Annotated in this window: 23 protein-coding genes and 1 riboswitch; of the genes, 16 read left to right on the top strand and 7 right to left on the bottom strand. The window is 66.0% G+C overall.

All coding sequences use genetic code 11. The annotated features are described in order from the left end of the window. Nucleotides 1–172: 172 nt before the first annotated feature. From IDT60_RS15210 to IDT60_RS15195, 4 genes are read right to left on the bottom strand one after another with little or no spacing between them, the layout of a single operon-like run. Nucleotides 173–796, bottom strand: a complete 624-nt coding sequence (locus tag IDT60_RS15210; RefSeq protein ID WP_191079678.1) for a DUF305 domain-containing protein — start codon at nt 794–796, stop codon at nt 173–175. A 60-nt stretch (nt 797–856) separates the two neighbouring features. Next, nucleotides 857–1,366: a hypothetical protein gene (locus IDT60_RS15205; protein ID WP_191079677.1), complete on the bottom strand. Its 510-nt coding sequence runs from the start codon at nt 1,364–1,366 to the stop codon at nt 857–859. Nucleotides 1,367–1,416: 50 nt separating this feature from the next. After that, the gene (locus tag IDT60_RS15200; protein WP_370590695.1) at nt 1,417–3,648 is read right to left on the bottom strand and encodes a heavy metal translocating P-type ATPase; all 2,232 of its coding nucleotides are present in this window, start codon (nt 3,646–3,648) and stop codon (nt 1,417–1,419) included. Further along, nucleotides 3,645–4,052 carry a heavy-metal-associated domain-containing protein gene (locus IDT60_RS15195; protein ID WP_191079676.1) on the bottom strand — a complete coding sequence of 136 codons (408 nt, stop codon included), beginning with the start codon at nt 4,050–4,052 and terminating at the stop codon, nt 3,645–3,647. Before IDT60_RS15195 ends, IDT60_RS15200 begins: the two co-directional genes overlap by 4 nt. 276 nt (nt 4,053–4,328) lie before the next feature. Here IDT60_RS15195 and IDT60_RS15190 point away from each other — a divergent pair, with 276 nt between their 5' ends. The 4 genes from IDT60_RS15190 to IDT60_RS15175 all read left to right on the top strand — a co-directional run bounded on the left by IDT60_RS15190 (nt 4,329) and on the right by IDT60_RS15175 (nt 7,029). After that, nucleotides 4,329–5,024 (top strand): PAS and ANTAR domain-containing protein, encoded by a 696-nt coding sequence (locus IDT60_RS15190; protein WP_191079675.1) that lies wholly within the window; start codon nt 4,329–4,331, stop codon nt 5,022–5,024. Nucleotides 5,025–5,109: 85 nt separating this feature from the next. Next, the gene (locus tag IDT60_RS15185; RefSeq protein ID WP_191079674.1) at nt 5,110–5,478 is read left to right on the top strand and encodes a metalloregulator ArsR/SmtB family transcription factor; all 369 of its coding nucleotides are present in this window, start codon (nt 5,110–5,112) and stop codon (nt 5,476–5,478) included. Next, complete coding sequence (locus IDT60_RS15180; protein WP_191079673.1) at nt 5,475–6,647, top strand: cation diffusion facilitator family transporter; 1,173 nt, start codon at nt 5,475–5,477, stop codon at nt 6,645–6,647. The genes IDT60_RS15185 and IDT60_RS15180 overlap by 4 nt, the downstream gene beginning before the upstream one ends. Continuing rightward, nucleotides 6,628–7,029: a hypothetical protein gene (locus IDT60_RS15175; RefSeq protein ID WP_191079672.1), complete on the top strand. Its 402-nt coding sequence runs from the start codon at nt 6,628–6,630 to the stop codon at nt 7,027–7,029. The genes IDT60_RS15180 and IDT60_RS15175 overlap by 20 nt, the downstream gene beginning before the upstream one ends. 70 nt (nt 7,030–7,099) lie before the next feature. On the opposite strand, the gene IDT60_RS15170 is transcribed toward IDT60_RS15175, so the two are convergent. From IDT60_RS15170 to IDT60_RS15160, 3 genes are all read right to left on the bottom strand, one after another. Then, nucleotides 7,100–8,437, bottom strand: coding sequence for an MFS transporter (locus IDT60_RS15170; RefSeq protein WP_191079671.1), 1,338 nt, complete (start codon nt 8,435–8,437; stop codon nt 7,100–7,102). Between the two features lie 90 nt (nt 8,438–8,527). Next, entirely contained in the window at nt 8,528–9,535 is a 1,008-nt protein-coding gene (locus tag IDT60_RS15165; protein WP_191079670.1) for a PDR/VanB family oxidoreductase, read from the bottom strand. A 28-nt stretch (nt 9,536–9,563) separates the two neighbouring features. Beyond that, entirely contained in the window at nt 9,564–10,658 is a 1,095-nt protein-coding gene (locus IDT60_RS15160; protein WP_164206798.1) for an aromatic ring-hydroxylating dioxygenase subunit alpha, read from the bottom strand. Nucleotides 10,659–10,821: 163 nt separating this feature from the next. Here IDT60_RS15160 and IDT60_RS15155 point away from each other — a divergent pair, with 163 nt between their 5' ends. The 12 genes from IDT60_RS15155 to purU all read left to right on the top strand — a co-directional run bounded on the left by IDT60_RS15155 (nt 10,822) and on the right by purU (nt 24,814). Next, nucleotides 10,822–11,421, top strand: a complete 600-nt coding sequence (locus tag IDT60_RS15155) for a PadR family transcriptional regulator (RefSeq protein WP_191079669.1) — start codon at nt 10,822–10,824, stop codon at nt 11,419–11,421. Nucleotides 11,422–11,479: 58 nt separating this feature from the next. Continuing rightward, complete coding sequence (locus tag IDT60_RS15150) at nt 11,480–12,064, top strand: histidine phosphatase family protein (RefSeq protein WP_191079668.1); 585 nt, start codon at nt 11,480–11,482, stop codon at nt 12,062–12,064. A gap of 70 nt (nt 12,065–12,134) precedes the next feature. Next, nucleotides 12,135–12,524 (top strand): lipopolysaccharide assembly LapA domain-containing protein, encoded by a 390-nt coding sequence (locus IDT60_RS15145; protein ID WP_191079667.1) that lies wholly within the window; start codon nt 12,135–12,137, stop codon nt 12,522–12,524. A gap of 206 nt (nt 12,525–12,730) precedes the next feature. After that, a riboswitch (glycine riboswitch) is annotated at nt 12,731–12,828 on the top strand. A gap of 163 nt (nt 12,829–12,991) precedes the next feature. Then, the gene (gcvP, locus tag IDT60_RS15140; RefSeq protein ID WP_191079666.1) at nt 12,992–15,844 is read left to right on the top strand and encodes an aminomethyl-transferring glycine dehydrogenase; all 2,853 of its coding nucleotides are present in this window, start codon (nt 12,992–12,994) and stop codon (nt 15,842–15,844) included. 11 nt (nt 15,845–15,855) lie between these two features. Then, complete coding sequence (gene gcvT, locus IDT60_RS15135) at nt 15,856–16,968, top strand: glycine cleavage system aminomethyltransferase GcvT (protein WP_191079665.1); 1,113 nt, start codon at nt 15,856–15,858, stop codon at nt 16,966–16,968. A gap of 233 nt (nt 16,969–17,201) precedes the next feature. Then, nucleotides 17,202–17,585, top strand: coding sequence for a glycine cleavage system protein GcvH (gene gcvH / locus IDT60_RS15130; protein ID WP_164205383.1), 384 nt, complete (start codon nt 17,202–17,204; stop codon nt 17,583–17,585). Then, entirely contained in the window at nt 17,582–18,904 is a 1,323-nt protein-coding gene (gene glyA, locus IDT60_RS15125) for a serine hydroxymethyltransferase (RefSeq protein ID WP_305072119.1), read from the top strand. Before gcvH ends, glyA begins: the two co-directional genes overlap by 4 nt. 211 nt (nt 18,905–19,115) lie before the next feature. After that, nucleotides 19,116–20,528, top strand: coding sequence for an L-serine ammonia-lyase (locus tag IDT60_RS15120; protein WP_164203421.1), 1,413 nt, complete (start codon nt 19,116–19,118; stop codon nt 20,526–20,528). Between the two features lie 13 nt (nt 20,529–20,541). Next, nucleotides 20,542–21,552 (top strand): lipoyl synthase, encoded by a 1,011-nt coding sequence (gene lipA / locus IDT60_RS15115; RefSeq protein WP_191079664.1) that lies wholly within the window; start codon nt 20,542–20,544, stop codon nt 21,550–21,552. 102 nt (nt 21,553–21,654) lie between these two features. Next, nucleotides 21,655–22,482, top strand: coding sequence for a methylenetetrahydrofolate reductase (locus IDT60_RS15110; protein WP_191079663.1), 828 nt, complete (start codon nt 21,655–21,657; stop codon nt 22,480–22,482). Then, on the top strand, nt 22,472–23,959 hold the full coding sequence (gene cycA, locus IDT60_RS15105) for a D-serine/D-alanine/glycine transporter (RefSeq protein ID WP_191079662.1): 1,488 nt from the start codon (nt 22,472–22,474) through the stop codon (nt 23,957–23,959). Before IDT60_RS15110 ends, cycA begins: the two co-directional genes overlap by 11 nt. After that, nucleotides 23,960–24,814, top strand: a complete 855-nt coding sequence (purU, locus tag IDT60_RS15100; protein ID WP_191079661.1) for a formyltetrahydrofolate deformylase — start codon at nt 23,960–23,962, stop codon at nt 24,812–24,814. Nucleotides 24,815–24,850: the final 36 nt, after the last annotated feature.

The raw sequence follows: 24,850 nt of genomic DNA, 5'->3' as shown, positions 1-24,850 counted from the left end.
CGCCCTCCCGACGCTCTCTCACTTGATGTGGGTTTTTCCGAAACGCTCTATCACTTAACGTGGGTTTTTCCCGAACGCTCTATCACTGAACGTGCAGCGGACCCTCCGCATCGAGTGAGAGAGGGTCCGCCAAAAACGCACATTAAGTGAGAGAGCGTCCTGGGGGTGGGGGTCAGAGGGCGGCCAGCAGCGCCTGCATCTCCTTGATCTCCGCCCCCTGCGAGGCCACGATGTCCCGACAGAGCTGGATGGTGGCCGGGTACTTGCCAGTGCGGATCTCCTGCTCAGCCATGTCGATGGCGCCTTCGTGGTGGCCGATCATGTCCTCCAGGAACAGCCGGACGGCGTCCGTTCCGGCGGCCGACTTGAGCCTCTGGATGCCCTCCGCATCCACCATGCCGCCCATCCCATGGCCGGGCATGCCGGAGGCACCCATCATGCCGGTGGGCTGGTTCCAGGACTCCAGCCAGCCTGTCATGAGCTCGATTTCGGGTTGCTGGGCTGCCTTGATTTTGGTGGCCAAAGCTGTCACGGAGCCGGGGATGTCCTGCTTTGCCAGGATGATGTCGCTCATCTCCACCGCCTGGGCATGGTGCGGAATCATCATCCGGGCGAACATGATGTCCGCCTGGTTATGGTCGGCGTTGGCGTCAGGCATCATGCTGGACATCGGCCCGGAGCTGCCATGGGGCATGCCGGGCATGGGGCCGGCGGGGGACGGGGCCGAGCAGCCGGCCAGGCCCAGGGAGGCTGCCAAAGCAGCAGCGATCACGGTAAAGCGAATCTTGGTCTTCATCGAAAGTGTCCTTCAAAACGTGGGGGGAACTGCGGTGGGCTGGTATGGCACAGTTCCGGTTTACGTCCGGCTGATGGACAAGTCGCAGGGTGTTGGGCTCCGGGGAGTGTAGGCGTAGGCCATGGCCGGGCCGCTGTGTGCACGGGGTGGGTGGACGGCGGCACCGGTTTGGTGCGGCGGGAAAAATGCCAGGGTGCCCGCCTGGGCGGAGGGAATGCAGGACGTTCCGGATTCCTGCATACCGTGGCACGAGCCCCCGCAGGAAACGACGCCGGCAGGGGCCGCGTCCTCTTGGTCCGCCTGCGCGGGCTCCGCGTGGCTGTGTTCAGCATGCGCCGCCCCTGTGTGCGCACCGGACGCATGGACGCCGGAGACATGCGCACCGGAGACATGCGTACCGGACTCATGCACCTCAGCCACCAGTGCCCCGGCGGCCTGGACCGCCGCGGTGTGGGTTCCGTGCGCGGCATGGTTCGCGGTCAGCACATGCATGCCGAGGATTCCGGCGATGACTGCCAGAACCCCTGCTAGCAGGGCGCCACGCTGCAGGAGCGTTTGGAAAAAACCCACATTAAGTGAGAGAGCGTCCGGGAAAAACCTACGGTAAGTGAGAGAGCGTTTCATCGGACCGCCGAGGGGTTCAGCTTCACACGCCGCAGCAGCTGGGCGTTGAGCGCAACCACGATGGTGGAGGCGGACATCAGCACCGCACCGGCAGCGGGGGAGAGCACCACGCCGGCGAACGCCAGGACACCTGCGGCAAGCGGCACGGCCAGGACGTTGTAGCCCGTGGCCCACACCAGGTTCTGCCACATCTTCCGGTAGCTGGCCCGGGAGAGATCCACCATGGACAGCACCGCCCGCGGGTCGTTGCCGGCCAGGACCACGCCTGCCGATTCCATGGCGACGTCGGTTCCGGCGCCAATGGCGATGCCCACCTCGGCCCGGGCGAGGGCCGGGGAGTCGTTGACGCCGTCGCCCACCATGGCCACCTTCAGCCCGCGCGACTGCAGCTCAGCCACTTTTTTGTCCTTGTCCGCGGGCAGGACCTCGGCAAACACCTCGTCGATGTGCAGGTCCGCCGCCACGGCCTCAGCCACCTGACGCGCGTCGCCGGTGACCATGGCAACCTTCACGCCGCGGTTCTGCAGCGCCGCCACGGCCTGCCGCGACTCCGCCCGCACCGCATCCTCGAGGCTCACGGCACCCAGGACGCGGCCGCCGTCGTCAATGACATGCAGCACCGCGGCGCCGCGGTCCATCCACCCGCGCGTCGTGGCCGCCACGGCAGAAGGCTCGACGACGCCGAGCTCGCGCAGTAGCGCGGGTCCGCCGACGTGCACAGTGCGTCCGTCCACCTCGGCGCGGACGCCGCGTCCGGTCAGCGAACTGAAACCACTGGCAGCCGGCAGGACAAGGCCACGCTGGCGGGCGGCGCGGACGATGGCCCGGGCCACGGGATGTTCGCTGTCGGATTCGACGGCGGCAGCGACGGCCAGCAGGGTGTCCGCGTCGACGCCCGGGGCGACAGCGACGTCCTTGAGGTCGGGTGCGCCGGTGGTCAGGGTGCCGGTCTTGTCGAACAGCACAACGTCGATGGTGCGCATGCGTTCCAGCGCCATCCGGTTCTTGATCAGGACGCCGGCCCGGGCCGCCTGTTCAGTGGAAATGGCGATCACCAGCGGAATGGCCAGGCCCAGGGCGTGCGGGCAGGCGATCACCAGTACGGTGACGGTTCGGGTGACCGCCTCCGGCACGCTGCCCAGCAGGGTCCACACAATGAACGTGATGACGCCGGCGCCGGCTGCGAAGTAGAAGAGGAAGGCCGCGGCACGGTCGGCCAAGGCCTGGGCTTTCGAGGACGAGGCCTGCGCTTCGGCCACCAGGCGCTGGATCCCGGCCAGCGCGGTGTTCTCTCCGACGGCGGTGACCCGGACGCGGACGCTGTTGTCCGTGGCCACTGTCCCGGCCACCACAGCGTCGCCCACCGTCCGCGGGACGGTCTTGGATTCGCCGGTGATCATGGATTCATCGAACTCGGCCTGGCCGTCCACCACTGTCCCGTCGGCAGGCATCCTGGCCCCGGAGCGCACCAGGACGGTGTCCCCTTCGCGGAGTTCGGAGACGGGGACGGTCTCGGTGCCGTCGTCGGTGATGCGGTCCGCCTCATCCGGAAGCAGGGCGGCGAGGGCGTCCAGGGCACCCTGGGCCGAGCCGAGGGCACGCATCTCGATCCAGTGCCCCAGCAGCATGATGGCCACCAGCAGGGCCAGCTCCCACCAGAAGTCCAGATCAAATCCGCCAATGCCCAGGCTCGTGATCCAGGACGCGGCAAACGCCACCGTGATGGCCATGGCGATCAGCAGCATCATCCCGGGCTGGCGTTCCTTCAGCTCGCGGACACCGCCCTTGAGGAACGGCTGGCCGCCGTAGAGGAAAATGACGGTTCCCAGCACGGGCGGGATCCAGGCCGAGCCGGGGAACATCGGCGGCATATAGCCCAGGAGGTGACCCACCATGGGGCTGAAATAGACCACGGGAACGGACAGGAGCAGGGTCAGCCAGAACCTGTTTTTGAACATGGCCGTGCTGTGTCCGGCGTGCTGGCCGTGAGTGTGCACGGCATGGTCGTCGTCCGGGCCGTGCCCGTGCTGCGGCGGGTGCCCGCCGTGCTGTGCGTGCATGTCCGCAGGGGACGAACCTTCCGGGACCCCTGCGGCAGTAGCCGACGTCATGGTTCCGTGGTCGGCATGGCTAATGCGCCCGGCATGGCCGGCGTCGCCACCATGGCGGGCGTCGCCCCCGTGCCCGGCAAGGCCGGTGTGGCCGGTGTGGCCTGTGTGATCTTTCATGACTCCTCCTCCAGGCCGGGGCCGGCAGGAATGAAGATGTAGCCGGCTGAGCTGACTGCCTTCTGTACCGCTGAAGCGTCAACGGCGCCGGCCACCACAAGGCGGGAGCGCCCGCCGGCGACGAGGTGGACCGAAGCGTCCTCAACGCCCGGCAGGGCGGAGACGGATTTCTCGACCGCCTGAACACAATGCCCGCAGGTCAGGCCTTCAACCGTGAATTGGGTCTTCCCGACGGCGGTGCCTCCGTTACCAGGGATCCCGGCGTCGGTCCTTCCCGCTGCGCCGGCGGAGGCACTGGCGCCCGTTGCGGGTGAGCAGCAGCTGCAGCCTGCCGCGGCTGCCCCTACCAGTGGCAGCTGCAGCCGTCCCGAGGCTGCGTCGGTGCGATGTTCAGTTCCACACATGTGAGTTCCATTCCGTTGGAGAGGATCAACTGGTGCTGGGATTGAACGGCTGTGAAAGCTGGTGCCTTGGCGCCCGCCGGGACATACCATGTCACTGACAACACTCACAAGATACCCCCGGGGGGTATGCGATGTCAAGAACCTCCAGCCTCTCCCGATGCCCCCGGAAGGCGCAAATGAGGCCCGGCTGGCTACCGATTGGACGGACTTCGTGTCCATACTGGAAGGCACACCGGCATCAATGGCGGCAGCCGGATACTGGTTGGAGGCGTCCTGATGGCCAAGCTCAACAGCCCCATGACCTATTCCAGCGCCCTCGGAGACGGTCCGTGCCTGGCCGGCACCTTCAAGGCCAGGTTTCCCGAGCAGACCGTGGAGTGGTCTGACGCGATGTTCCAGATTCACGGCTACGAGCGCGGTGAGGTGGTGCCCACCCTGGATCTTCTGTACTCCCACAAACATCCCGATGACAGGCGGCGGTGCCAGGAGATCGTGACCAAAGTTTTGCAGACCGGCGGCTATTTCTGCATGTACCACCGGATCATCGATGCTCAGGGAAACATCCGCCATGTCCTTACCTCCGGCGACGCGATCCAGGATAAGGACGGCACGGTGACGGCGCTGGAGGGCATTCTGCTGGACCTGTCGTCCACGCTGCGGCGGGAGACGGAGCAGATAGCCCGGGAAGCCGTTGTTGCGGCCACGGCCACCCGCAGCATCATCGATCAAGCCCGCGGCATTCTGATGGGCAGGCTGCTGGTTGGCTCCGAGGATGCCTTCCGGATGCTTGTAACCCACAGCAGTCACCGCAACGTGAAGCTCGCGGCGGTAGCGGCCGAGATAGTCCGCCTGGCAGAGCTGCCGGGACGGCCCGCCGAGCTTGATGCCGCACTCCGGGAAATGGGGGTACGCCCGAATTCGGGGCGGCGCACGCGGAAGGGCACACACCTCGGCCGTCGTTCCGCCATATGACAGCACCGGCCGCTCCCGGGCTGTAAGGCGGCCCGGTGCCGGGAGCCAGTAGATATTGCGTGCCAACCTATGTAAGTATCTGCGTATGAATGCAGATATGCACGCCTCCGCGCATGCGCCTGACAGCCAGTACGTCGAACTGGCAGTGGAGGTCTTCGCGATGCTGGCCGACGCCACGCGGGTGCGCCTGATCCTGGCCCTCCGAGACGGCGAGCTGCCCGTCAACGCGCTCGCCGCGATCGCCGGAAAGCCGGCCCCGGCCGTGTCCCAGCACCTGGCCAAGATGCGGCTGGCCCGGATGGTGTCCACCCGCCAGGAAGGCACCAAGGTCTTCTACCGCCTGCAAAACGGCCACGCCTCGCAGCTGGTGGCCGACGCCATCCATCAGGCCGAGCACTCCCTGGGGACGGCCCCGAACCATGGCATGGCACCCCACTGCGGGCAGGAAAAGTGAGCCACAAATCAGCGGAATCGGATCACGCGCAGGGGGAAACGCCCGACGGCGGCCCACACCAGAGCGGGGACGCGCACTACGGGCACGGGCACGGTCACCACCACGACCACGGGCATCACAACCACCCCGCCGACCACCACCACGAGCACGGGCATCACAACCACCCCGCCGATCATCACCACGCGACCGGATTCAAGGGCTGGCTCCAGGAGATATTCGTTCCCCACTCCCACGACTCCGCAGACTCGGTGGATGACGCCCTGGAGAGCAGCGCCCAGGGCATCCGGGCCGTCAAAATCTCCCTGCTGGGACTCGGCGCAACGGCGCTGTTCCAGCTGGCCATTGTGCTGGTCAGCGGGTCGGTGGCCCTGCTGGCCGACACCGTCCACAACTTCTCCGACGCCCTCACCGCCGTCCCGCTCTGGATCGCGTTTGTCCTGGGACGCCGGCCGGCTTCCCGGACGTTCACCTACGGCCTGGGCAAGGCCGAGGACCTCGCGGGCCTGTTCATCGTGGCCATGATCGCCCTCTCGGCGGTGGTGGCGGCCGTGGAATCCTTCCGCCGTTTCTTCGAGCCGCAGCCCGTCCATAACCTGGGCTGGGTGCTGGCCGCCGGCCTCGTGGGCTTCGCCGGCAACGAGCTGGTGGCCATCTACCGGATCCGGGTGGGCCGCCGGATCGGCTCAGCGGCTTTGCTGGCGGACGGCGTCCACGCCCGGACGGACGGATTTACCTCGCTGGCCGTGGTCGCTGGTGTCATCGGTATCTGGCTTGGCTTCCCGCTGGCCGATCCCATCGTGGGCCTGCTTATTTCGGCGGCCATCTTCGTCCTGCTGTGGGGCACTGTCCGTGACGTCGGCCGCCGCCTCCTGGACGGCGTCGACCCCGCCCTGTCCGACCGGCTGGCCGCACTGGTCACCGAGAACGCGCCGGAGGGAAGTTCCTCCCGGCTGCGGTGGAGCGGGCACCGGCTGCACGCGGAGATAACCGTCCCGGCGGGTGCCGGTACGCACCTGGGGGAGTTCGCCGTCGTCGTCCAACGCCTCGAAGCGGCAGCGCGCGGATCCCTGCGCAATCTCGGTTCGGTGACCGTGGTCCCCCTCGTGGACGGCGTCCCGCAACAGGGCGGTAGTGGGTTAGGTTCGAGCCATGGGGAACGAACCGCTTAGCTTGACCATGCGCGTGGACGACTGGCTGTTCATCGACGCGACCATCGACAACACAGTCTCGATTGCTGCCACGGACGGCAACGATTCCGTGGTCCGGCAGGGGAGGAGCATCCGCGAAGCAGGCTGGGCGGCAACCCGGGCGCACCCGCGCCGCCACGATGGTTGGGGCGACTGGCCGCCTACGGACGACAAGCTCACGGTGGCGCTTCCGGAAGATGCGTGGCGGTTTGTGGTCCGGGAGCTGCACCGGTGGGAGCAGGTAGCGTCCGACGTCGGCGCTGCCGCACCTGCCGAGGACGGGGAACCGGGCGCCGGGGTCCCCGCGTCGCGGGGCCTTGAGGTGGCGCGGCGACTTTCGGTGCGCCTCGGCGGAGTGGAGTAACGCCGGTTTAAAGAGCCAGGCCCCCGACGCACATAAATGCGGTCGAGGGCCCGGCGAAAAGGTTCTCTGATCAGACTCCGGTGAGTTCCTCCGCGGATGCCGGGCTCTTGACCGGCTCTTTGGAGCGGATCATGCCGACCGCAACGGCGCTGATCAGCACCACCGCACCGACAGCGAGATAGAGCTGCACGGCGGACCAGGATGCATCAAGCAGGGCACCGGTGATCAGCGGGGCAATGATGGCTCCGATCCGCCCGATGCCGATGCCCCACCCGACGCCCGTGCTGCGGACCGAGGCCGGGTAGAGGGAAGGGGCCAGCGTGTAGAGGCCGGCGATGCAGCCGTTGATCAGCATGCCCACGAGGACGCCTGCACCGAGGGCGAGCACGATGATGGAGGCGGACGAGATGAACACCACGATCATGACGGCCGAGAGCACGGTGAAGGCCACAAGGACAATCTTGCTGTTCCATTTGGTGGCCAGGACGCCGTAGAGGACCGCGCCGAAGATCCCGCCCAGGGTGAGCATAAGGCCGCCGGTAATGCCCTGGCTTTCCGTCATGCCCGCGGTGACCAGCAGCCGCGGGGTCCAGCTGTTGACGAAGTAGAAACCGAACATTGTGGTGAAGAACGCCAGCCAGAGCAGCAGGGTGGAACGCCGGTTGGCAGGGGACAGCAGGTCGGAAACGGGGTTGGTTTTTGCCTTGGCGACGGCCTGGACGTCCGGGAGCGCCGTGACCTCGGGGTGTCCCGTCTTGCGGGCGATCCGGTTGAGGCGGTCCAGGACGTTGCGGGGCCGTTTGGTGACGAGGAAGTCAACGGATTCGGGCAGGAGGAACAGCAGGACCAGCAGGATGCTGAGGGTGGAGACGCCGCCGAAAACGAAGACGGAACGCCAGCCGTACTGGCTTTGGAGGTAGACGGCGGCGGCGCCGCCAAGGGTTGCCCCGATGCCGTAACCGGCGGTGTAGATGCTGATGCTCAGGCCGCGGCGTTTTTTTGAGGAGTATTCGCTGGCGATGACGTTGGTGCACGCAAGGATGCAGCCAACTCCGAGTCCTGTCAGGAGGCGCCAGATGCCCAGCTGCTCCATGGTGGTGGCCGTCGCTGCCAGCAGCATGCCGGCGCCGGCCGCGCCCACCGATGCGATGATCATGGGGCGCCGTCCGATGATGTCTGCCAGCGGGGCGAGGCATAGGGAGCCGATGGCCATGCCCACCAGCCCCGCGCTGAGCAGGATGCCCAGTTCGGAGCCGGTCAGGCCAAACTCCTTGGTGACGCCGTTGGCGGTGAAGGCCATCGCCAGTACGTCGAAGCCGTCGAGGGCATTCAGCAGGACACACATGCCGATGATGGCCCACTGATAGGGCGACATCTTCGAGGTGTTGATACGTTCACGCAGATCCATGGCATCTTCCTTGAAACCTAGGGGCTCCCCGGCGGGAGCGAAAGCTGTTGACGGCTGCCCGGGATGCGGGCAGCCCTAGTTCAGGTGGGGCTAGGACACGTCGATGGTGACGACGGCGGGCCTGCCGGGTGAGTCGGCACGGGAACCTGTGGCGGAGCTGACGGCCCGTGAGACGCAGCAGCACATCTTCTCCTGGGCATGTTGCTGCCGTTCGCTGTAGAAAACGTCGCGGTGGTCCACGGCGCCGTCCAGGTTCAGGATGCGGACTTCGCAGAGACCGCACTCGCCCTTGCGGCAGTCGAACATCATGTCCACGTCGGCGTCCTCGAGTGCCTCGAGCATGGAGCGGCCCTGCCCGACTGTGGCTTCGATGCCCAGCCGTGGGATGCGGACGACGAATTCCTCGGGGTCGTACCAGCCGGAGTTTCCGAACGTTTCGTAGCGAAGGTCCGGCAGCGCCAGTTCGCGTTCGGTCCAGCCCCGGCGGACCGCATCCATCAGCCGGATGGGTCCGCACATGTAGAGCTCGGTTCCGGGATCGATGCCGCCGATGAGGGCGCTGACGTCCAGGCTGCTTCCCTCGTCGTCGACATGGATCTGGAGCCGGTCCCCGTGCAGGTCCTGCAGATCCGTCAGATAGGCCATCGCGGCACGGCTTCGGCCCGCGTACACCACGGTGTAGTCGGCCTTGACGTTGCGAAGGACCGCGGCCATGTTCGCGATGGCGGTAATGCCGATGCCACCGGCCAGCAGGACGTACCGCTCTGCCCCGACACGCAGCGGGAAGTTCTGCAGGGGCTGGGTGATGCGGAGTGTGTCACCCGGCTTGAGCGTGTGCATAAAGACGGACCCGCCCCGGGAGACGGGAGCCTTGAAGACGCTGATGACGAGGGTGTTTCCGCCGTCGAGGGATTCCACCACCGAGTAGGAGCGCTTCTCCTGCTCGCCGTTGATGGTGACGGTCAGGTCAATGTGCGAGCCGGGCTCTGCATGCTTGGGTGCTGACGGTTCCAGTTCAATACGCCGGATGCCTGCGGCCACATCCGTGACGGCCACGACCGTTGCGGACTGCCAGACTTCGTTGTTGGTTGCTGCCATTGTCTTGTTCCTTGGGTCTTTGGCCGGTTTAGAGAGCCGCCGCGAGGCGGCCCTCTGCCTGGAGCATGCGCTCGATCAGCCTGCGGACCCACATTCCGCCGGCGTCGATGTTCAGGCTGTAGAACTCGTAATCCGGGTTGGCGTCGATTGCTTCCTGCTGGGCCTTCAACATCGCTTCGTCCTCCCCGAACACGCCGTGGACGCCATTGCGGAGCTGGGTGGTGATGAGCTGGCTGTCCAGGCAGTAGTTGCGCATGAATGCCCAGAAGTAGTGGCAGGACTTGGCGGTCTCCGGGCTGATGGTGTTCATGACGTAGCCGTTGACGCCCTGGCTGCGGTCGCCGTCGGGGGCTCCGGTGCCTGCCTTGGCAACGCCGACGTCGATGCGGATCGTGGAGGGTGCCTCGAAGCGGATGATCTGCCAGCGGTCCACCTTGCCTTCGAAGCCGGGGAACTTGTCCCGCATGTTCTTGAGCCAGAACGGCGGGGCGTCGATGTTGAGCATCCACCGCGAAACGGTCACGGTGCGGTCATCGTGCGTGACCACGAACTCGGACTCGCTCAGCTCTTCCTGGCCGATGCTGGAGGCGTGGACGAATTCCTCGTGGGTGAGGTCCATCAGGTTGTCCAGGACCAGCTGGTAGTTGCACGGAGCGAAAATGGTCTCACCGTCGCCTGCCCAGTCCTGGCTGTCCATCTGATGCATATCCGGGACAAGGCCGGGATCCGCCTGGGTGGGGTCGCCAAGCCAGACCCACACGAACCGATGACGCTCCACCACCGGGAAGGACGGGACGGTCGCCGAGGGGTTGATGCTCTCCTGGGCCGGCATGGACGCGCAGCGGCCCGCAGAGTTGTAGACGATGCCGTGGTACGGGCACTGGATGCCGTCCTTGCCAACGGTCTTTCCCATGGACAGCGGGGCAAGCCGGTGCCAGCACGCGTCCGCAAGGGCGACGGCCTTGCCGTCCTCGGTGCGGTACAGCGCCAGCGGGCGGTCAGCGATTTTGCGCGCCATGGGTTTGCGGGTGACTTCGTGGTCCCAGGCGGCGACGTACCAGGCGTTCAGGGGATGGCCGAGGACCTTGTTGGTGGTGGAACTGCTGGACTGAAGCACAGTCATCATTGACCTCTTTCCGATGCCCGGCGGCGCTGCTCACGCTGCACGCCGGACGCATGAAGATTTTCTGGGGGTGCCCTCAACTATCTATGTCCATAGTTGGTGGCTTGGATCACACACTAGCTATAGATATAGTTAGTTGGCAAGACCCTGAAAGGATTTACCCGTGAGTCTTCGTTACGCGCTTCTGGCTTTGCTTTCCGTGGAACCCATGACCGGTTACGACCTGGCCAAGCGATTTGAGTCCTCGGTTGCCTTCGTCTGGCATGCGCCTGATTCGCAGATCTATCCGGAGCTGCGGAAGATGGCGAAGGAGGGACTGCTGCAAGCCGAGGAGGTTTCGTGGGGGCCCCGCGGCAAGAAGACGCAGTACCGGATGACCGACGACGGCCGGGCCGCGTTCCGTACCTGGATGCACGAGCCGCTGGAGTACTCCCGTGAGCGCGATCCCGTGCACCTGAAGGCCGCCTACCTGGAGTGGGCGGAACCCGCTGTGGCGCGGGAGCACATGCGGGCCCATATCGACTATCACACGATGCGTCGCGATCAGTGGGCGGACATGATCACCGAGTTGCGGGCAGGAACAAACGAGATGTTGAGCAAGCGACTGGCTGCCACCCCCGAAACCGACCGTCAACGCACCATCGAATACAAAGTCTTCACTTACGAAGGCCTGATTGCCCGCGCGGAGACGGAAATCGAATGGGCCAAGCGGGGGCTCAAGCTGATCGATGCGCTGTCGGGATCTGCACCGCACCAGGATTGAGGGCCAGGGCAGGCCGCCCTGCGCCGGCAGGCTCCCGCCGTCGGGGACAATGGAAGGCATGACCCTCACGACGTTCGCCCTCGTCCGCCACGGCCAGACTGACTGGAACGCGCAGCGCCGCCTGCAGGGCGCCACTGACATTCCACTGAACGACGTCGGCCGCGGCCAGGCGCGGGACGCCGTCGCCAACCTTTCGGGCCATGACTGGGACGCCGTGGTGACCTCGCCCCTGAGCCGTGCCGCGGAAACCGCCAACCTGATTGCCGAGGGGCTTGGTCTCAGTGTGGCCCGGCACGTCCCCGCGCTCACCGAGCGGAGCTTCGGCCGGGCGGAAGGGCTGCAGGCCGGCCCCGAACTGGAGGCCCTGCGCATTCCGGGCGGATTCCAGGGCGCCGAGAGCGAAGATGCTGCGGCGAGCCGCGGACTGGCCGCCCTGGAGGAACTGGCCGAGGAGTTCCGTGGCCGCCGCGTCCTGGTTGTCGCCCACGGCACGCTCCTGCGGGTGAGCCTCAGCCGTGCCATCGGCCGCACCCTGCACAGCATCGACAACGCCGTGCTCAACCTCGCCCACCATCACGTCCACGAGGGCTGGCAGCTGGAGTACTACAACGGCCAGCCGCTGGCCGCCGACGTCCAGGCCTGACCCGCACCACCCCGCGCTGCCACCGGCCCGGTTGCCCCCGAAAGCTCCTGCGCGGGGGGACAATGGCGATATGAGCTCAGAAGAACCGCTTCGACCTTCAGCCGTGCCTCCCGCCCAGCCTTCCCAGCCTGCGGAACGGCCCGCCGCGCCTGCTGCGCCGGCTCCCAGGACCGCGGCTCCCAAAACTGCCGCTGACAGGACCCGCACCACCCGGGCCGCAGTCATCTGGAGTGCCGTGGCGGTCAGCCTGGCGGTGCTGGTGCTCCTGATCATCTTCTTTATCCAGAACCAGGACATGGTCGCCGTCAGGTTCCTCGGCTGGGAGGGCAGCCTCGCCCAGGGTGTGGCTTTCTTCATCGCTGCCGTGGGCGGCGGAATCCTTGTGGCCATCGCCGGCGGAGCCCGCATCCTGCAGCTGCGCCGCAACGAACGACGGCGGGGCAAGGGCACCGACGCGTAGCCCGCCAAGGGAGCGGCGGCGTCATCGTCGATCGATTGCTCCGTAGAGGTCCTTTTCGAGTCCCAAAAGGGCCCTTGCGGAGCAATCGATGCCGGGGGAGCGTGACGCCCGTCCCATCATGACCTGCGCGCGCCCCGGGAAATTGCTTGCGGACACCGTTCACGGTAAGCTGTGAGGCGTGTCACGGACTATGTGGCACATGCTTTTGATCTGCGGCGGGAGAGTTCTGCCGGTACGTTCAGCAGGCGCCGTAGGAGCAAATCCTCCCCAGGAATCTCTCAGGCCCCCGTACCGCCGCGGTTAGGCAACTCTGGAAAGCAGTCCGGCAACGGGCTCACCGACGGTGCAAGCGAAATCCTGCAAAAACAGGTGGACGCGGAAACTCTCAGGTTCCCTACAGAGTGGGGAGGAACCCGAATCAATGTGGCGTACCCAGCGGACGCCACCTGAATTATGGAGTTCCTTTCATGACAGTTCAGTCGTCCCCCACCACCTTCGCCGACCGGCATATCGGTGCGCGCAGCCAGTCGCACATCGAAACAATGCTCAAGGCCGTCGGCTATGACACCGTTGATGGCCTCGTTGACGTTGCCGTCCCCGACTCCATCCGCCAGGCCAAGCCGCTTGCCCTCAAGGACGCCCTCAGTGAGGTTGAAGTCCTGGCTGAGCTGCGCAAGCTCGCCGGCAAGAATAAGACCGCGGTCCAGATGATCGGCCAGGGCTATTACGACACGGTGACCCCTGCCGTGATCCGCCGGAACATCCTTGAAGCGCCGGCCTGGTACACCGCGTACACCCCCTACCAGCCCGAGATTTCCCAGGGCCGGCTCGAGGCGCTGCTGAACTTCCAGACCATGGTCCAGGACCTCGTCGGACTCCCCATCGCCAACGCGTCGCTGCTGGATGAAGCGACCGCCGTGGCCGAGGCCGTGCTGATGATGCGCCGGGCGAACAAAAACAAGGCCGCCGTGGAGGGCAAGACCGTCCTGGATGCGGATGTGATGCCGCAGACCATCGCGATCGTGAAGGGCCGCGCCGAGGCCCTCGGTTTCGAGGTGGAGGTCGCTGACCTGTCCAAGGGCCTGCCCGAGGGTGTCATCAACGGCATCGTGCTGCAGCAGCCCGGCGTCTCCGGCCGGGTGTTCAACCACGCCGAGGTCATCAAGGCTGCCAAGGAGCGCGGTGCTCTGGTCACGGTCGCGGCGGACCTGCTGGCGCTGACCCTGATCACCCCTCCCGGTGAGCAGGGCGCGGACATCGCGGTCGGTTCCACCCAGCGTTTCGGGGTGCCGCTGTTCTTCGGCGGCCCGCACGCGGCCTACATGGCGGTGGCGAAGGGGCTGGAGCGGTCCATGCCCGGCCGCCTCGTGGGTGTGTCGAAGGACGACGCCGGCCTGCCGGCGTACCGTCTGGCGCTGCAGACCCGCGAGCAGCACATCCGCCGGGAGAAGGCGACCTCGAACATCTGCACCGCGCAGGCCCTGCTGGCCATCGTGTCCTCGTTCTACGCCGTCTACCACGGCCCGGACGGGCTGAAGGCCATCGCCGAACGCGTCCACAACCACGCCCGCGCCCTCGCCACCACCCTCAGGGTCGCCGGCCGCGACCTGGCCACCGAGACCTTCTTCGACACCGTCACCGTGTCCGTCCCGGGCAAGGCCGCCAAGGTCATCGCCGCCGCCGAAGCACGCGGGATCAACCTGCGCCACATCGACGAGGACACCATCGGTGTGTCCGTTGATGAAACCACGACGGCGGATGTCCTGTCCGCTGTTGCCGTCGCCTTCGGCGCCGGCCCGGTAGTCGAGGCCAAGGGCTTCGAGCTGCCCGCAGAGGTGCTCCGCACCTCCGAATTTATGCAGCACCCGGTGTTCAACACGCACCGTTCCGAGACGCAGCTGCTGCGTTACATCCGCAAGCTCTCGGACCGTGACCTGGCGCTGGACCGGACCATGATTCCGCTGGGTTCGTGCACGATGAAGCTGAACGCGACCGCGGAGATGGAGGCGATTTCCTGGCCGGAGTTCGCCTCGATCCACCCGTTCGCCCCTGAGTCCCAGACCGTGGGCTGGCGCGAACTGATCAAGGGCCTGGAAGACGACCTGGCCGAGATCACCGGCTATGACCAGGTCTCGTTGCAGCCGAACGCCGGGTCCCAGGGCGAACTCGCCGGGTTGTTGGCGATCCGCGGGTACCACCGGGCCAACGGCGATGCGCAGCGCAACGTCTGCCTGATCCCGGCCTCCGCGCACGGCACCAACGCCGCGTCCGCGGTCCTGGCCGGCATGAAGGTTGTTGTTGTCGCCACCGCGGCGGACGGCACCATTGACCACACGGACCTGTACGCGAAGATCGAGGCGCACAAGGACGCCCTCTCCGCGATCATGATCACCTACCCCTCCACCCACGGGGTGTATGACGCGGACGTGACCGAGATCTGCGACGCCGTGCACGCCGCGGGCGGGCAGGTCTATGTGGACGGTGCGAACCTGAACGCCCTCGTTGGGCTGGCCCAGCCGGGCAAGTTCGGCGGGGACGTCTCGCACCTGAACCTGCACAAGACCTTCTGCATCCCGCACGGCGGCGGCGGACCCGGTGTTGGCCCGGTCGCGGCGAAAGCCCACCTGGCCCCGTTCATGCCCGGGGACGCGAACAAGGCAGCCCACCAGGAAGGCCACGGCGTGGCGATCAGCGCGTCGAACTTCGGCTCCGCCGGTGTCCTGCCGATCTCCTGGGCCTATGTGAAGCTCATGGGTGCCGAGGGCCTGAAGGAAGCGACGAAGTCGGCGCTGCTCGCGGCGAACTATGTTGCGGCCCGCCTGAACGAGTACTTCCCGGTCCTCTACACCGGTGAGGGCGGTCTGGTGGCGCACGAGTGCATCCTGGACCTGCGCGAACTGACCGCCAAGACGGGCGTGACGGCCGAGGATGTGGCCAAGCGCCTGATCGATTACGGTTTCCACGCCCCTACCCTGGCGTTCCCGGTCGCGGGCACGCTGATGGTGGAGCCCACCGAGTCCGAGGACCTGGCCGAGATCGACCGGTTCATCGACGCGATGATCACCATCCGCAAGGAAATCGACCAGGTCGCTGCCGGTGACTTCACCGTGGAGAACTCGCCGCTGCGCAACGCACCGCACACAGCGGCCGCCGTCGTAATTTCTGACTGGACTCGCGAGTACTCCCGTGAGCAGGCCGTCTTCCCCGTCCACCACCTCAAGCAGGACAAGTACTTCCCCCCGGTGGGCCGGATCGACGGCGCCGGCGGAGACCGTAACCTCATCTGCTCCTGCCCGCCGCTCTCCGAGTTCGAAAACTAAGGATTCCGATCATGACTGAGAAGTACACCGCTCTCTACGAAGAGCACAAGAAACTCGGCGCCTCCTTCACCGATTTCGGTGGCTGGCAGATGCCCCTGAAGTACAGCTCCGAGCTCGCCGAGCACCACGCAGTCCGCAACGCTGCCGGCCTGTTCGACCTCTCCCACATGGGCGAAGTCTGGGTCACCGGCCCCGCAGCCGGCGAGTTCCTGGATTACGCCCTGGTGGGCAAGCTCTCCGCCGTCGCCGATGGCAAGGCCAAGTACTCGCTGATCTGCAACCCCGACGGCGGCATCATCGATGACCTGATCGTCTACCGCTTCGGCGACGAGAAGTACCTCGTGGTCCCCAACGCGGGCAACGCCCCCACCGTCGCCGCCGCTCTCGCCGAGCGCGCAGCGGACTTCGACGTGAAGGTTGAGGACGCTTCCGCTGCAACCTCGCTGGTGGCCGTCCAGGGTCCCAAGGCCGAGGCCATCCTGCTCAAGCTGACCGATGAGGCCCAGCACGCGCTGGTCACCGACCTGAAGTACTACGCGTTCAACGAGCTCACCGTCGCCGGCCACAACGTCATCCTGGCCCGCACCGGCTACACCGGCGAGGACGGCTTCGAGCTCTTTGTACCGAACGACGGCGCCGCGGACCTGTGGGCGAAGGTCGCCGAAGCAGGGGAAGAGTTCGGCATCATTCCGTGCGGCCTCGCGTCCCGCGACTCGCTGCGCCTGGAAGCCGGCATGCCGCTGTACGGCAACGAGCTCTCCCTGGAACGTTCACCGTTCGATGCCGGCCTCGGCGGCGTTGTGGCGCTCAAGTCCAAGGAAGGCGACTTCGTGGGCCGCTCCGCACTGGAAGCCTCCAAGGCAGCCGGTTCCAAGCGGAAGCTTGTGGGCCTGAAGGGCCTCGGCCGCCGCGCCGGCCGTGGCGGCTACCCGGTCCTCAAGGACGGCAACGTCGTCGGCGAAGTCACCTCGGGCCAGCCCAGCCCCACGCTCGGGTACCCTGTTGCACTGGCCTATGTCGACGTCGAACACGCCGAACTGGGCACCGCACTGGACGTCGACCTGCGCGGCAAGGCAGAACCTTTCGAGGTCATCGCCCTGCCGTTCTACAAGCGCCAAAAGTAGTCCCTCCGGGGGGTGGGTCCGGAACCGGCAACCCGGAGTTTTCACGCGTGCTGCTCCTTCGTCGCTTTGACGCACGCTTTCGAAAACCCCGGGCCGCCGGCCCCTCGGCCCCAGCACCCCCGAACGCTCTCTCACTTAATGTGGGTTTTGGGCGAACGCTCTCTCACTTAATGTGGGTTTTGGGCGAACGCTCTCTCACTTTCCGATACCTCCAAACTTAAGGAACACAAGACATGGCCAAGGTTGCCGCTGAACTGAAGTACTCCGCTGAGCACGAGTGGATCGCCGCTGACGGAGACGGTCCTGCCGTGATTGGTGTGTCCGCCGTTGCTGCCGAAGCACTGGGCGACATTGTGTACGTGGACCTGCCCGAGGTTGGTTCCACTGTGACCGCAGGGGACACCTGTGGCGAGATCGAGTCCACCAAGTCCGTCTCTGACCTGTACTCCCCGGTCACCGGCGAGGTCACCGAGATCAACGACGAAGCCGTCAGCGATCCCGCCCTGATCAACTCCGATCCGTACGGTGCCGGCTGGCTGTTCAAGGTCACCGTGACCGAAGAGGGCCCGCTGCTGTCCGCGCAGGAATACGCCGAGGCCAACGGCGGCGAACTGTGATCGCGGCTGCCGCGGCCGCAGGCACCGACACAGTCTTCGAGCAGGTAGTCTCCGCCAGCCTGGACGCGGACCTGTCCGTACTGGACCCGGAAATCGCCGTCAAGATCAACGACGAACTGGGCCGCCAGCGTGACGGCCTGGAAATGATCGCCTCGGAGAACCACACCGCCGTCGCGGTCATGCAGGCGCAGGGCTCGGTCCTGACCAACAAGTACGCCGAGGGCTACCCGGGCAAGCGCTACTACGGTGGCTGCGAGCACGTGGACGTCATCGAGCAGCTGGCCATCGACCGCGTCAAGGCACTCTTCGGTGCAGACTTCGCCAACGTGCAGCCGCACTCCGGTGCACAGGCCAACGCCTCGGTGATGCACGCGCTGATCAAGCCGGGCGATACCATCATGGGCCTGAACCTGGCTCACGGCGGGCACCTCACGCACGGCATGAAGATCAACTTCTCCGGCAAGCTCTACAACGTGGTCCCGTACCAGGTCCGCGAAGACACCCACACCATTGACATGGCCGAGGTGGAGCGCCTGGCGCTGGAGACCAAGCCGCAGCTGATCGTTGCCGGCTGGTCGGCATACGCCCGCCAGCTGGACTTCGCCGAGTTCCGCCGGATCGCTGATCTGGTGGGAGCTTACCTGATGGTGGACATGGCGCACTTCGCAGGCCTGGTGGCAGCCGGCCTGCACCCGAGCCCGGTGCCGCACGCCCACGTTGTTACCTCCACCACGCACAAGACCCTCGCCGGTCCGCGCGGCGGCATCATCCTCTCCAACGATCCCGCGATCGCCAAGAAGATCAACTCTGCTGTCTTCCCGGGCCAGCAGGGCGGGCCGCTGGAGCACGTCATCGCCGGCAAGGCGGTGGCCTTCAAGATCGCCGCCACGCCGGAGTTCAAGGAACGCCAGGAGCGCGTCCTGTTGGGTGCCGGCATCCTGGCCGACCGCCTGGTCCAGCCGGACGTCACGGCCAAGGGAATCTCCGTGATTTCCGGCGGCACCGACGTCCACCTTGTCCTGGTTGACCTGCGCAGCTGCGAGCTCGACGGCCAGCAGGCCGAGGACCGCCTGGCCGCGATTGACATCACCGTCAACCGCAACGCCGTGCCGTTCGATCCCCGCCCCCCGATGGTCACCTCCGGTCTCCGGATCGGCACCCCCGCCCTGGCCACCCGTGGTTTCGGCGAGGCAGCGTTCCGTGAAGTTGCGGACATCATCGCCGAGGCACTGATTGCCGACGCCGACGCGGACCTTTCCGGTCTCCGTCACCGGGTTGAGGCTCTCGCCGCAGCCCACCCCCTGTACCCGGGGCTCTAGCAACCCCGGTGCCGGCGGACCGGACTTTTCACGCGTGCTGCGCCCCACCGTCCCCCTAGCCTCGCAAGCTCGGCCAGGGAACCCTGACGGTGTGGGCCCAGTTCCTCGCTTTGACGCACGCTTTCGAAAAGTCCGGCTCCGGCCGGCACCTCGTGCGGCACCGTGTACTGCGGTGCCGCATCACGAAGAATTAGTTAGTTAGGAAATGCACATGGCCGTTGGAGTCTTTGATTTGTTCTCCGTCGGGATCGGGCCTTCGAGCTCGCACACGGTTGGGCCCATGCGGGCTGCTGCCGTGTTTGCCGAAGAGCTCCGGGGCGCCGGCGTCCTGGAGAAAGTGGCGGGGCTGCGGGTGGACCTGTACGGGTCGCTCGCTGCAACGGGCCACGGCCATGGCACCATGACGGCCATCCTGCTGGGTCTTGAGGGGTTCCATCCCGAAAAGATCCTGCCGGCCGAGGTGGAGGAGCGGCTCGCCGCGATTGCCGAGACCGGGATGCTGAACCTTGCCGGCGCCGGTGAAGGGGGAGGCGTCCAGCTTCCCTACGGCGTGAAGGACATCATCCTGCGCCCGCTGACCATCCTGCCGCGCCACACCAACGGCATGACGTTCACGGTCACCGACGAAAACGGTGAGGAGCTGCACAAGGCCACGTTCTTCTCCGTCGGCGGCGGCTTCATTGTCCGCGAAGGCGAAGAGGACGCGGCCCTGAAGGAGCTCGACGAGTCCAAGAAGGAGCTGCCGCTGCCCTTCCGCACCGCGGCGGAGCTGCTGGGCCGGTGCCAGTCCAAGGGTCTGTCCATCGGCGAGATCATGTTCGTCAACGAACGTGCCTCCCGCACCGAGGAAGAGATCCGCGAGGGGCTGCTGCACATCTACTCCGTCATGGAGGAGTGCGTGGAAGTCAGCCTCAAGCGCGAGGGGCTGCTGCCCGGGGGACTGAAGGTCCGCCGTCGTGCGCCTGACTGGCACGAACGCCTCCTCAAGGAGGACAAGGACCGGGACCCCAAGTACTGGCAGGAATGGGTGAACCTGATCGCCCTGGCGGTCAACGAGGAGAACGCGTCCGGCGGCCGCGTGGTCACCGCGCCCACCAATGGCGCGGCCGGCATCATCCCCGCGGTACTCTATTACGCGCTGCATTTTGCGCCCGGAATGGATAAGGCAACGCAGGAAGACCGCGACGACGTTGTGGTCAAGTTCCTGCTCGTGGCCGGTGCCATCGGGGTGCTTTACAAGGAACAGGCGTCCATTTCGGGCGCCGAGGTGGGCTGCCAGGGCGAGGTGGGCTCGGCGTCGTCGATGGCGGCGGCAGGGCTCGCGGAGGTCATGGGCGGCACACCGCAGCAGGTGGAGAACGCCGCGGAAATCGCGATGGAACACAACCTGGGCCTGACGTGCGATCCGATCGGCGGCCTGGTGCAGGTTCCCTGCATCGAGCGGAACGCCATCGCGGCGGCGAAGGCCATCAACGCGGCGAAGATGGCGCTCTGGGGAGACGGCACGCACCGCGTGTCCCTCGACGAGGTGATTGTGACCATGCGGGAAACCGGCAGGGACATGAGCTCCAAGTACAAGGAAACAGCCATGGGCGGCCTCGCCGTCAACGTAGTGGAATGCTAAGGAAAGAGTACTGATGACATTGGCACCAGAAGGCCGGAAGCTGCTGCGCGTTGAGCAGCGTAACTCCGCTGTACCCGTGGAGCGGAAGCCGGAGTGGATCAAGGCCAAGGTCCAGATGGGTCCTGAGTATGTCCAGCTCAAGAACCTGGTCAAAAAGGAAGGCCTGCACACGGTCTGTGAGGAGGCCGGTTGCCCGAACATTTTTGAGTGCTGGGAAGACAAGGAAGCCACGTTCCTGATCGGCGGGTCCGAGTGCACCCGTCGCTGTGATTTCTGCCAGATCGATACCGGCAAGCCTTCCCCGGTGGACATGTTCGAGCCCACGAAGGTGGCCCGGAGTGTCCAGGCCATGCAGCTGCGCTACGCCACCGTGACCGGGGTGGCCCGCGATGACCTCGCCGATGAGGGGGTGTGGCTGTACGCGGAGACGGTCCGGAAGATCCATGAGCTGAACCCGGGCACCGGGGTGGAGCTGCTGATCCCGGACTTCTCCGGCAAGCCCGAGCACATCGCGGCGATCTGCGATTCCAAGCCCGAGGTGTTCGCGCACAACGTCGAGACGGTGCCGCGGATTTTCAAGCGGATCCGGCCGGCGTTCCGGTACGAGCGGTCCCTGGATGTCATCACCCAGGGCCGGGCCCTGGGCATGGTGACCAAGTCCAACCTGATCCTGGGCATGGGCGAGACCCGCGAGGAGATCTCCGAAGCGCTGCGGGATCTGCATGAGGCCGGCTGTGACCTGATCACCATCACCCAGTACCTGCGCCCGTCCGAGCGGCACCTGCCGGTGGACCGCTGGGTCAAGCCCCAGGAGTTCGTGGACCTCCAGGACGAGGCCACCGAACTCGGGTTCCTCGGCGTCATGTCTGGGCCCTTGGTCCGGTCCTCCTACCGGGCCGGCCGGCTCTGGGCCACCGCGATGCGCAAGAAGGGCTGGGAAATCCCCGCCGAACTCGCCCACATCGAGTCCTCCGGCAGCACCCGCCAGGAAGCCAGCTCCCTGCTCGCCGCACACGCCAGCTGACCCGCGCCGCCCGCGCCGGGTGACCCGCGCCGGCAGCACGAGCTGAACCGCGCCCACTGAACCGCGCCCAAAACACGAGCCGATACCCAGAAAGGACCAACGATGTTCCCTACACGAATCGAAATCATCCCCTCGGCCGGGATCGTGGACCTGGTCCAGGATTTGGTTCCCCGAACCACCACACTGACCATGACCTGCCTGCCCCACCACGGCATCGAACGCACCGTCCGCGCCTCGGTGGAGCTGGCCACGCACGGCTACAAGGTCATCCCGCACCTGGCTGCACGCAGCCTGCAGAGCCGTGCCGAGCTGACCGGAATCCTCCGCGACTGCGACGTGGCCGGCATCAAAGAAGTGTTTGTGATCGGCGGTGACCGGAAGAACCCTGCCGGCCCGTACGAGTCCGCGCTGCCGGTGCTCGAAGACATCGCCCAGTACACCGGGGGCATGATGCGCGCAGGGGTGGCAGGCTACCCGGAAGGCCACCCGACGGTGGCCGCCCTGGACCTCATCGATGCCCTGCAGGGCAAGCAGCACCTGGCCACGAGCGTTGTCACCCAGATGTGTTTCGACGCCCCGAAAATCCTCGATTTCGCGGCGCTCCTGCGCCGCGAAGGAGTGGACCTGCCCGTCTGGGCGGGTGTGGCGGGGTCCGTGCCGCGGACCAAGCTGGTGGCACTTGCCACGAAGATCGGCGTCGGAAGTTCCCTGAAGTTCCTCAGCCGCAAAGGCCCGCTGGCGCGCAAGCTCCTCAGCGGCGACCGCTACTCACCCGACGCCCTGGTGGCGGCGCTGGAAAACCAGCCCGGCATCGCAGGGATCCATCTTTACAGTTTCAACAATCTGGACGCGGTTCCCAACGAAGCGGCCGCGTCTTCCACAAAAGCACTCCAGCCAGAATTGATTCGAGGAGCAGCACGTGACATCTAAATCCACCGTTTCCCAGGAAACACCCCACCTTGAGCGCCAGCTCAGCAACAGGCACATCCAGCTGATCGCCATTGGCGGCGCCATCGGCACCGGCCTGTTCATGGGCTCAGGCAAGACCATTTCGGCGGCCGGCCCGTCCGTCATCTTCGTCTACATGATCATCGGCTTTATGCTGTTTTTCGTTATGCGGGCCATGGGCGAGCTGCTGCTCTCCAACCTGAACTACAAGTCCTTCAGCGACTTCGCCGCTGACCTGCTGGGCCCGTGGGCCGGCTTCTTCACCGGCTGGACCTACTGGTTCTGCTGGGTGATCACGGGCATCGCGGACGTCATCGCCATTGCCGCCTACTCGGAGGAACTGTGGCCGGGCGTCCCGTTGTGGATCCCGGGCATCGCCACCGTGGTCATCCTGCTGGTCCTGAACCTCGCAACGGTGCGGGCGTTCGGTGAGACTGAGTTCTGGTTCGCGCTGATCAAGATCATCGCCATCGCCGCGCTCATCATCGTGGGACTGTTTATGATCTTCAGCGGTTTCCAGTCCGACGCCGGCCCTGCCACCTTCACCAACCTGTGGAGCCACGGCGGCATGTTCCCGAACGAATTCATGGGCTTTGTTGCCGGCTTCCAGATCGCCGTGTTCGCCTTCGTGGGCATTGAGCTCGTGGGCACCACCGCCGCCGAGGCCAAGGACCCGGAGAAGAACCTGCCCAAGGCCATCAACTCCATCCCCATCCGCGTCCTGCTCTTCTACGTGGGCGCCCTCATCATCCTCATGTCCGTCACCCCGTGGACCCAGTTCCAGGCCGGCCACAGCCCGTTCATCGCCATGTTCTCCCTGGCAGGCCTCGGCGCCGCGGCCACCATCGTGAACCTGGTGGTGCTCAGCTCTGCCATGTCCTCGGCCAACTCCGGCATCTACTCCACCTCCCGCATGGTCTACGGCCTGGCCCAGGAAGGCGACGCGCCCGGTGTGTTCAGCCGGCTCTCCACCCGCAAGGTTCCGCAGAACGCCCTGTTCCTCTCCTGCATCCTGCTGCTCTCCGGCATCGTCCTAATGTATGCGGGCAAGGACATCGCCAAGGCCTTCGACATGGTCACCACCGTGGCTGCCGTCTGCTTCGTTTTTGTCTGGTCGATCATCCTGGCCAGCTACCTGAAGTTCCGCTCACGCCGCCCGCACCTGCACACGGCGTCCAAGTTCAAGATGCCCGGCGGCATCCCCATGGTCTGGCTGGTGTTCGCGTTCTTCGCCTTCGTCCTGTGGGCCCTGACCACGCAGCCGGACACGTTGACCGCGCTTCTGGTGACGCCCATCTGGTTCGTCATCCTCGGCGTCGCCTGGTTCATCCTGCGCAAGCGGCCGTCCCACCTGGCCCGCTACGCGGAGTTCCAGCAGGCCCTCGCCGGCGAGAAGGTTATAGCCGACGCCAAGGCAGACGCAGAGCTCGCCGACGCGAAGGCTGCACGGGAGAGCTAGATGGAGACCGAACACGTCCTCACAGTCAACTGTGCCGAATCGCCGGGCATCGTCCACGCGATCACCGGGTTCCTGCTCGACCACGACTGCGACATCATCGACACCAAGCATTTCGGTGACCGGCACGCCCGGCAGTTCTTTATGCGGGTGCACTTTGCGGCCGGGAAGAAGGAGTTCACCACCGAGGAGCTCCGCCGCGACTTCGAACCCCTGGCGGGCGAGTGGAAAATGAACTGGCAGCTGGAGCCGCACGGCCGCAAGCGCCGGGTGCTGGTGATGGTGTCCAAGTTCGGGCACTGCCTCAACGACCTGCTGTTCCGCGCCCGCACGGGTGACTTGCCGGTGGACATCGTGGCTGTGGTGTCCAACCACACAGATCACGAGGACTTGGTCAAGTGGCATGGCATCCCGTTCTTCCACCTGCCGGTCACCAAGGAGACCAAGCCGGCGCAGGAAGCGCGGCTGCTGGAACTCGTGGACGAGTTTGATGTGGAGCTTGTTGTCCTGGCCCGCTACATGCAGGTCCTCAGCGACGAGCTGTCCGCGAAGCTGACGGGCAAAACCATCAACATCCATCACTCGTTCCTGCCCAGCTTCAAGGGAGCGAAGCCGTACCACCAGGCGTACGACCGCGGCGTCAAAACCGTCGGCGCCACGGCGCACTACGTCAACGCCGAGCTGGATGAGGGACCCATCATCGCCCAGCAGGTCATCGAGGTGGACCACACGCACACCGCCGAGGACCTGGTCCGGGTGGGCCGCGATGCCGAGTGCAAGGCGCTGTCCAACGCGGTCCGCTGGCACTGTGAGGGCCGGGTAATGCTCGACGGCGGGCGGACAGTTATTCTGCGCTGACCGTTTCCGCGCGTCCCCACCCAACTAGGTCGCGCT

Origin of the sequence: Pseudarthrobacter sp. BIM B-2242 (assembly GCF_014764445.1) — a bacterium.
GTDB classification, from domain to species: Bacteria; Actinomycetota; Actinomycetes; order Actinomycetales; family Micrococcaceae; genus Arthrobacter; species Arthrobacter luteus_A.
The sequence above is the reverse complement of the archived record's forward strand: the minus strand, read 5'-3'. Positions and strand labels throughout refer to the sequence as shown.